This window comes from Neisseria uirgultaei, from assembly GCF_962719845.1.
Taxonomy (GTDB): Bacteria; Pseudomonadota; Gammaproteobacteria; order Burkholderiales; family Neisseriaceae; genus Neisseria; species Neisseria bergeri.
Genome location: NZ_CAUIYF010000028.1, coordinates 1 through 8758, shown reverse-complemented (window position 1 = coordinate 8758; position 8758 = coordinate 1). Strand labels below are relative to the sequence as shown.

The following is an 8758-nucleotide window of genomic DNA, read 5'->3' as shown; positions in this document are numbered from 1 at the left end:
GATAAGGTTTTTTATTTCCACCAAACGCTGCGCCGCCTCCAATAATCCCTCCCCCCTCCTCCGACTGGTGCGCCTTTGTGAATATGCCGCCTGAAACTCGGGGCTTCAGACGGCATTTTGTTTGCTGCTATTCAGTCGGCAAACTGTTTTTTCATCCTCTCTCGGCGTTCTTGTGCCTCAACAGATAAAGTGGCTGTCGGGCGTGCCAGCAGCCGCTTCAGACCGATAGGTTCTCCCGTATCGGCACAGAATCCATAATCCCCTTCATCAATATTGCGGATGGTCGCCTGTATTTTACTGAGAAGTTTTCGTTCCCTATCCCGTGTACGGAGTTCCAATGCGTACTCTTCTTCCTGTGTGGCACGGTCGGCGGGATCGGGGGCCGATTCGTGTTCTTGGAGATGTCCTGTCGTAGCGGAAGCATTTTCGATAAGTTCGTCTTGCATTTTTACCAGCAATTCGCGGAAAAAAGCCAAATGGTCGTCATTCATATAATCGTCTTCCGACCCGTTCCAATTTAAAATATCTTGTTCCGTCAGCTTTGCCATAATGTATATCCTCTCGGTTCACCGCAAAAAACAAAGCACCACAAAGTGGCTTTATTCCTTTGATTTTTATAAGGCTTATTGCCTAAGGCGTTTTTAGAAAACGCGCATCATAACACGTTTTGGATTGGGGTTTTTATTTTCTTTACATTATTGATATTGCCGTTCCATTTCCTGCGAACGGCGCACACAGGCACAAACGCCTTCATTTATGGCTTCGGCGACACGATGCCGTCTGAAGGCTTCCACGGCTTCGTGGGTTGTCCCGCCTTTTGACGTTACGTTTTTTTGAAGCTTCTCGAAATCCTCACCCGTCTGCTCGGCAAGGGCAACCGCCCCTTTAAAAGTTGCCAAACTGAGCGTGCGGGCTGCTTGTTCACTAAAACCCTGACTGATGGCGGCATTTTGCAATGCGTCCAACAGATAAAACACATATGCCGGTCCGCTGCCGCTGATGCCGGTAATGCTGTGCATTTGCGCTTCATCTTCCAACCAAACGGTCAAACCGACAGATTTCATGATTCGATCGGCAATCCTGCGGTCTGTTTCCGATACTTCCGCTTCGGCAAACATACCGGATACGCCCAGCCCGATTTTTCCGGGCGTATTCGGCATAACCCGGACAATGCGGCGTGTTCCCCCGAGGTAACGGCTGAGCGTACCGACCGACAATCCGGCTGCGACAGAAAGCACCAATGCGCCGTTGGTGCGGATATTTTTGCACGCGGCTTCCATATCCTGCGGTTTAACAGCAAGGATTAAAACATCGTCGGAATGAAGCTCCGGCAAGGTTTCAGAAGTTTCGACCCCCAACTCTTTTTCCAAACGTTCGCGCTTTTCCGCCCCCCGGTTGGCAATATGGATGCGGTAACCGCCCTGTTTGACCAATCCGCCCGCAACGGCAGCCGCCATATTTCCGCCGCCGAGAAAATAGATGTTTCTTGTTTCCACTCCGTTTCCATTCTATTCAAATTTATGTTTTCAAAAACTTCCAACTTTTTACCATCGGACGCGCTCTGACAGGCCGTTGCGCCGCAACCCCTGCTTTTCCAAACAATCAAAACCTTCCTGTTTGAACGTCTCAATCAAAGGTTTGCCGTCACGCGTACGCCAATCCAACCCGCAGGCTTCAAACTTCCCTATTTTCCTGTAAAAGTAAGATTTTTGCGCGGATTCATATTCGTTTGCCCTGACGGAACGATTGCCGTCTGAAAGCGGTATCTCGTAGTCCTCTAGAGACGGCGGACTCTCGCCGCCAATATCCCAAAAATCGATGGCGGCCGGTTTTCTAGGCTTACACCAGCCGGACAGGGACGGACACTCATACCAACCTGCCAACCGGCATCCTGCGACCGTAAAGGCAAGCAACGCAACCGTTGCCGCATATTTTATTGCGCGCATTCCAATCTGCCCCTTTTCCCGAAAATCGCGCTGCCGATACGGACGTGTGTCGCACCGCACTCAATGGCGGCAGGCATATCGTCCGACATCCCCATAGACAGCACGTCCGCCTTAATGCCAGCCGTATTGAGGTCGGCAAGCAACTTTTGCATGGTCTGAAACTGGGTTTTCAACTCCGCTTCGCTACCACCGGCTTTGGCAACGCACATCAGTCCGCGCACGACAAGGTTGGGCAGCTTCGCCACTTCCACGGCAAGCGCGACCGCTTCTTCGGGCGCGACACCGTGCTTTGCCGCCTCGCCCGCAATGTTCACCTCGATACACACCTGCAAGGGCAGCATTGAGGAAGGACGCTGCCCGCTCAGCCTGACGGCGGTTTTCAGACGGCATACGGTATGCACCCAATGCGCGCGTTCGGCGACAAACTTGGTTTTATTGGACTGCACATCGCCGATGACGTGCCACACGATGTCGGGCAAATCCGCCAACTCTTCCGTTTTACCGTACCACTCCTGAATATAGTTCTCGCCGAAATCACGCTGTCCGGCGGCGTAAACTTCGCGGATGCCGTCTGAAGGGAAAGTCTTACTGACGGCAATCAGGCTAACAGAATGCGGCTCCCTGCCCGCCTGCAGAACCAATTTTCCGATACGGTCGGACACCTCCCGATAACGTTCTTGCAAAACCGTCATAAATTATCCCCGGTAAAAATGCTTAAATAGTTGAATCCCAAGAATCAGGGCAGTAAAATTCAGAAGTAGGAAACACCGAACGACCCAAACATTATACTGGACAATATCCCATTATGCAGATTACCGACTTACTCGCCTTCGGCGTTAAAAACAAAGCATCCGACCTTCACCTGAGTTCGGGCATATCCCCTATGATTCGGGTTCACGGCGATATGCGGCGCATCAACCTTCCCGAAATGAGTGCGGAAGAGGTCGGCAATATGGTAACTTCGGTGATGAACGACCATCAGCGGAAAATCTACCAGCAAAACTTGGAAGTCGACTTCTCGTTCGAACTACCCAACGTTGCCCGATTCCGCGTCAACGCCTTCAACACCGGCCGCGGCCCCGCCGCCGTATTCCGCACCATTCCCAGCACCGTCTTATCGCTGGAAGAATTGAAAGCCCCGCGCATTTTCCAAAAAATTGCAGAATCGCCGCGCGGTATGGTATTGGTTACCGGCCCCACCGGTTCGGGCAAATCGACCACGCTTGCCGCGATGATCAACTACATCAACGAAACCCAGCCGGCACACATCCTGACCATCGAAGACCCGATCGAATTCGTCCACCAAAGCAAAAAATCCCTGATTAACCAACGCGAGCTGCACCAACATACCCTCAGCTTTGCCAATGCACTAAGCTCCGCACTGCGTGAAGACCCCGACGTTATCCTTGTCGGCGAGATGCGCGACCCCGAAACCATCGGCTTGGCACTGACCGCCGCCGAAACCGGACACTTGGTTTTCGGCACGCTGCACACGACCGGCGCGGCAAAAACCGTCGACCGTATCGTGGACGTATTCCCGGCGGGGGAAAAGGAAATGGTGCGCTCTATGCTGTCCGAATCGCTGACCGCCGTCATCTCCCAAAACCTGCTGAAAACGCGCGACGGCAACGGCCGTGTCGCCTCGCACGAAATCCTGATTTCCAACCCTGCCGTCCGCAACCTCATCCGCGAAAACAAAATCACGCAGATCAACTCCGTCCTGCAAACCGGGCAGGCGAGCGGTATGCAGACGATGGACCAATCGCTGCAATCGCTGGTGCGCCAAGGGCTGATTGCACCGGAAGTCGCACGCAAACGCGCGCAAAACAGCGAAAGTATGAGTTTCTGACACACAACCGCCTTCCGGCCATACAGGCGGGAAAACAAGGTGCAAACACGCCGGGCGGGACGCGGCATCCCGCCCGGCATCCCCTTCAGAACAGGAAGCGTCCGCCTTCCTGTTGAAACCCGCCGCCGCAAACTGCAAGGCTTAAACTGAAAAGAAGTTAACGATGAGTACCAATAACCTGCACGACATCTTGGACGAAATGGTTCAAGTGTATTCTCAAAAAAAACAAAGCCGCTCCGAAACCCCGGCCGAAATCGGCGCACACCTCCACCCGCTGCTCGACCGCCTGTGCGAAACCGCAGAAGCGCAAAGCGCGTCCGACATCCTTATCAGCAAAGGATTCCCGCCCTCGTTGAAAATCAACGGCGCATTAACCCCGCAGCCGCAAAAGGCTCTGACGGGCGAGGAAACCGCCGCCATCACCGCATCGACGATGAATGCCGAACAATCGGAAATATTCCGGCGCGACGGCGAAATCAACTACTCCGTCCAATCGCGCAGCGGCACGCGCTACCGCGCCAACGCCTACCACAGCCAAGGCCACGCAGGTTTGGTTTTGCGGCGCATCAACCACGTCATCCCGCAAATGCAGGAATTGGGCCTACCCGAAAAACTCAAAGACCTCGCCGTCGCGCCGCGCGGGCTGCTGATTATCGTCGGGCCTACCGGTTCGGGCAAATCCACCACGATGGCGACTATGCTCGAACACCGCAACAAAACCCTGCCCGGTCATATCGTTACCATCGAAGACCCGATAGAGTTTATCTACAAGCCGCGCCGCTGCATCTTTACCCAGCGCGAAATCGGCGTCGACACCATAAACTGGCAGACGGCGGTACAAAACGCTATGCGCCAGTCCCCCGACGTGGTCTGCATCGGCGAAGTCCGCAGCAGGGAAAATATGGAATACGCGATGCAGCTCGCCCAAACCGGCCACCTGTGCATTTTTACGCTCCACGCCAACACCGCGCCGCAGTCGCTCGAACGCATACTCAACTTCTACCCCAAAGAACAGCACAAGCAAATACTGATCGACATCGCCCTCAACCTGTCCGGTATCATCTGCCAACGCCTCGCCCTCAAAAAAGACAAAACGGGCAGGACGGCGGTTGTCGATTTGCTCATCAACACACCCGCCATCCAAGACTTCATCCTGAAGGGCGACCTGATGAACATCAATAAAATCATGGAAACCGCCAAAACCGACGGAATGCAGACGATGGACCAAAACCTTTTCGAACTGTACCGTCACGGCATCATCAGTTACGAAGAAGCCCTGCGCCAGTCCGTTTCCGCCAACAACCTGCGCCTGCACATCCAACTGTACGAAGAAGGCAAAATGCCCGAACTCCTTTACGACAGGGTCAACGGTCTCAACCTCGTTTCCTAATCCGCAAAACCCAATGCCGTCTGAAAACCGCATCCCCGTTTTCAGACGGCATGATTTTATCCGCCCCATTCATGTGCTACACTTTATTCACTTCATAACAATAAACCGGTAAAACCATGAAAACCCCACTCCTCAAGCCTCTGCTCATTACCTCGCTTCCCGTTTTCGCCAGCGTCTTTACCGCCGCCTCCATCGTCTGGCAGCTAGGTGAACCCAAGCTCGCCATGCCCTTCGTACTCGGCATCATCGCCGGCGGCCTGGTCGATTTGGACAACCGCCTGACCGGACGGCTGAAAAACATCATCGCCACCGTCGCCCTGTTCACCCTCTCCTCACTTGTCGCGCAAAGCACGCTCGGCACAGGTCTGCCCTTCATCCTCGCCATGACCCTGATGACTTTCGGCTTTACCATCATGGGCGCGGTCGGGCTGAAATACCGCACCTTCGCCTTCGGCGCACTCGCCGTCGCCACCTACACCACACTTACCTACACCCCCGAAACCTACTGGCTGACCAACCCCTTCATGATTTTGTGCGGCACCGTACTGTACAGCACCGCCATCCTCCTGTTCCAAATCGTCCTGCCCCACCGCCCCGTCCAAGAAAGCGTCGCCAACGCCTACGAAGCACTCGGCGGCTACCTCGAAGCCAAAGCCGACTTTTTCGATCCCGACGAAGCCGAATGGATAGGCAACCGCCACATCGACCTCGCCATGAGCAACACCGGCGTCATCACCGCCTTCAACCAATGCCGTTCCGCCCTGTTTTACCGCCTTCGCGGCAAACACCGCCACCCGCGCACCGCCAAAATGCTGCGCTACTACTTCGCCGCCCAAGACATCCACGAACGCATCAGCTCCGCCCACGTCGACTACCAAGAGATGTCCGAAAAATTCAAAAACACCGACATCATCTTCCGCATCCACCGCCTGCTCGAAATGCAGGGACAAGCCTGCCGCAACACCGCCCAAGCCCTGCGCGCAAGCAAAGACTACGTTTACAGCAAACGCCTCGGCCGCGCCATCGAAGGCTGCCGCCAATCGCTGCGCCTCCTTTCAGACGGCAACGACAGTCCCGACATCCGCCACCTGCGTCGTCTTCTCGACAACCTCGGCAGCGTCGACCAGCAGTTCCGCCAACTCCGACACAGCGACTCCCCCGCCGAAAACGACCGCATGGGCGACACCCGCATCGCCGCCCTCGAAACCGGCAGCTTCAAAAACACCTGGCAGGCAATCCGTCCGCAACTGAATCTCGAATCGGGCGTATTCCGCCATGCCGTCCGCCTGTCCCTCGTCGTTGCCGCCGCCTGCACCATCGTTGAAGCCCTCAACCTCAACCTCGGCTACTGGATACTGCTGACCGCCCTTTTCGTCTGCCAACCCAACTACACCGCCACCAAAAGCCGCGTGTACCAACGTATCGCCGGCACCGTACTCGGCGTAATCGTCGGCTCGCTCGTCCCCTACTTCACCCCTTCCGTCGAAACCAAACTCTGGATCGTCATCGCCAGTACCACCCTGTTCTTCATGACCCGCACCTACAAATACAGCTTCTCGACATTTTTCATCACCATTCAAGCCCTGACCAGCCTGTCGCTTGCAGGGTTGGACGTATACGCCGCCATGCCCGTACGCATCATCGACACCATTATCGGCGCATCCATTGCTTGGGCGGCGGTCAGCTACCTATGGCCAGACTGGAAATACCTCACGCTCGAACGCACCGCCGCCCTTGCCGTATGCAGCAACGGCGCCTATCTCGAAAAAATCGCCGAACGCCTCAAAAGCGGCGAAACGGGCGACGACGTCGAATACCGCGCCACCCGCCGCCGCGCCCACGAACACACCGCCGCCCTCAGCAGCACCCTTTCCGACATGAGCGGCGAACCCGCAAAATTCGCCGGCAGCCTGCAACCTGGCTTTACCCTGCTCAAAACCGGCTACGCCCTGACCGGCTACATCTCCGCCCTCGGCGCATACCGCAGCGAAATGCACGAAGAATGCAGCCCCGACTTTACCGCACAGTTCCACCTCGCCGCCGAACACACCGCCCACATCTTCCAACACCTGCCCGAAACCGAACCCGACGACTTTCAGACGGCATTGGATACACTGCGTGGCGAACTCGACACCCTCCGCACCCACAGCAGCGGAACACAAAGCCACATCCTCCTCCAACAGCTCCAACTCATCGCCCGACAGCTCGAACCCTACTACCGCGCCTACCGACAAATTCCGCACAGGCAGCCCCAAAACGCAGCCTGAAAAAGTTTCGGCATTTTGAAAGAAAGGGCAGATTGTCAGACAGGTTGCAAGATAGTGGATAAGGCTTTGCGCAGGGTAAATGCGCAGGTAGGAGGCAGCTGTAGGGTGGATACATAAGGTGGGGGAATAGGATGGACTGTACGATGAACTGTAGGGCAGGCTTCAGCCCACCATTTCCACCAACCCCAACACCCAATCGATTATTCCCACCATCTTCATCAACTCAAAAACACAAACGGAAGAAAGGGATTCCTGCCTGCCGATTACGACTGTTTCAACGATTTGCCCACAATGTCATGTGTTTTCGATGATGTTGTGAAGTGATGAGGTTGGTCGAGACGGTGGGATTGATGGAAGTGGTGAGATTGGTGGACTGAAACCTACCTTACAGCCTGCGCGCGGCAGGCGGCGGCATGGGAAAAACAGGCAGGAATAAAAAACGCGCCCCAAAATAAAAGATGCCGTCTGAAATTGTTTCAGACGGCATCTTAATTTCTGACAAGGTATTACCCCTACCGTATCCAATCACCAATCTTAATTATGGTGCGGGTCGGCATTGCCATGCCGACGCGGTTTTGTCTGAAAATTCGGGCAGGTGCGGACGACAATGGTTTTCCAGTATACGGAATAACGGCAAACCTGTGCGTATGCCGTAAAAAATGCCGTCTGAAGCCTGTTCGGACGGCATTTCCATAGAAATGCATCAGGCGGTTTTGTTTTTGAGGGGGAGTTTAACATGGGGTTTGGCGGGTTTCGGGGCTTCTTTCAAGCCCAGCTCGATTTGCTGCTCCTCGCTCAAGAGGTTGCTCCAGTCGCCTTTTTTGTACCAGTCGCGCCCGTCCAGCTCGATGGGGTGTTGGATGCGCTCGCAGCCGTTGCCGCACTGTAAATCGTCTTCGCGGCAATATTTGTCGCAACCCCAGCAGATGCGCTCGGGGTTTTTGGGGAATATGGGGAATTTTTTCGCCATGATATGTGCCTCGTTTTTTTATTGGATGAAATTATAGGGGATGCGGCGGCAACGGTTTCGGGTTTATACGTTTTTTACGCGCAGGGGTTAAGGTTTGTGAAATACCGTATGAGGCGGTTTCGGTATTTTATACGGTAAATGTGTCAGGCGCGGGGATGTTTTTTGGGGATAAGGTGGGGGAGTTGGTAGGATTGGTGGATTGGTGGATTGGTGGGCTGAAGCCCACCGCTTGTATATTGTAATCACTGTATCATAGCAACAAACCGCCCGGCCGCCACCCGACCCCACACAAGGCAGACAACCGTTGCGTAGCACAGGGAGCGGCAGGGCAACCCA

Annotated in this window: 9 protein-coding genes; 3 read left to right on the top strand and 6 right to left on the bottom strand. The window is 54.9% G+C overall.

What is annotated here, in order from left to right; translation table 11 throughout:
* Positions 1-131: 131 nt before the first annotated feature.
* From dksA to Q9J32_RS09900, 4 genes are all read right to left on the bottom strand, one after another.
* Positions 132-548 carry an RNA polymerase-binding protein DksA gene (dksA, locus tag Q9J32_RS09915; RefSeq protein ID WP_118793253.1) on the bottom strand — a complete coding sequence of 139 codons (417 nt, stop codon included), beginning with the start codon at positions 546-548 and terminating at the stop codon, positions 132-134.
* A 147-nt stretch (positions 549-695) separates the two neighbouring features.
* Positions 696-1496, bottom strand: a complete 801-nt coding sequence (proC, locus tag Q9J32_RS09910) for a pyrroline-5-carboxylate reductase (RefSeq protein ID WP_301883595.1) — start codon at positions 1494-1496, stop codon at positions 696-698.
* Between the two features lie 48 nt (positions 1497-1544).
* Positions 1545-1952 (bottom strand): RNA-binding protein, encoded by a 408-nt coding sequence (locus tag Q9J32_RS09905; RefSeq protein ID WP_301883606.1) that lies wholly within the window; start codon positions 1950-1952, stop codon positions 1545-1547.
* On the bottom strand, positions 1934-2638 hold the full coding sequence (locus tag Q9J32_RS09900) for a YggS family pyridoxal phosphate-dependent enzyme (protein WP_301883596.1): 705 nt from the start codon (positions 2636-2638) through the stop codon (positions 1934-1936). Before Q9J32_RS09900 ends, Q9J32_RS09905 begins: the two co-directional genes overlap by 19 nt.
* A 113-nt stretch (positions 2639-2751) precedes the next feature.
* Between Q9J32_RS09900 and pilT the strand changes: the two genes are divergently transcribed.
* The 3 genes from pilT to yccS all read left to right on the top strand — a co-directional run bounded on the left by pilT (position 2752) and on the right by yccS (position 7452).
* Positions 2752-3795: a type IV pilus twitching motility protein PilT gene (pilT, locus tag Q9J32_RS09895; RefSeq protein WP_003711230.1), complete on the top strand. Its 1044-nt coding sequence runs from the start codon at positions 2752-2754 to the stop codon at positions 3793-3795.
* 163 nt (positions 3796-3958) lie between these two features.
* Positions 3959-5185, top strand: coding sequence for a PilT/PilU family type 4a pilus ATPase (locus Q9J32_RS09890; protein ID WP_301883599.1), 1227 nt, complete (start codon positions 3959-3961; stop codon positions 5183-5185).
* Positions 5186-5301: 116 nt separating this feature from the next.
* Positions 5302-7452 carry a YccS family putative transporter gene (gene yccS / locus Q9J32_RS09885; RefSeq protein ID WP_301883602.1) on the top strand — a complete coding sequence of 717 codons (2151 nt, stop codon included), beginning with the start codon at positions 5302-5304 and terminating at the stop codon, positions 7450-7452.
* Positions 7453-7990: 538 nt separating this feature from the next.
* On the opposite strand, the gene Q9J32_RS09880 is transcribed toward yccS, so the two are convergent.
* Together Q9J32_RS09880 and Q9J32_RS09875 are read right to left on the bottom strand one after the other, a co-directional pair.
* Complete coding sequence (locus Q9J32_RS09880) at positions 7991-8140, bottom strand: hypothetical protein (RefSeq protein ID WP_159068582.1); 150 nt, start codon at positions 8138-8140, stop codon at positions 7991-7993.
* 15 nt (positions 8141-8155) lie between these two features.
* Positions 8156-8422: a DUF3079 domain-containing protein gene (locus Q9J32_RS09875; protein ID WP_301883604.1), complete on the bottom strand. Its 267-nt coding sequence runs from the start codon at positions 8420-8422 to the stop codon at positions 8156-8158.
* Positions 8423-8758 lie beyond the last annotated feature (336 nt).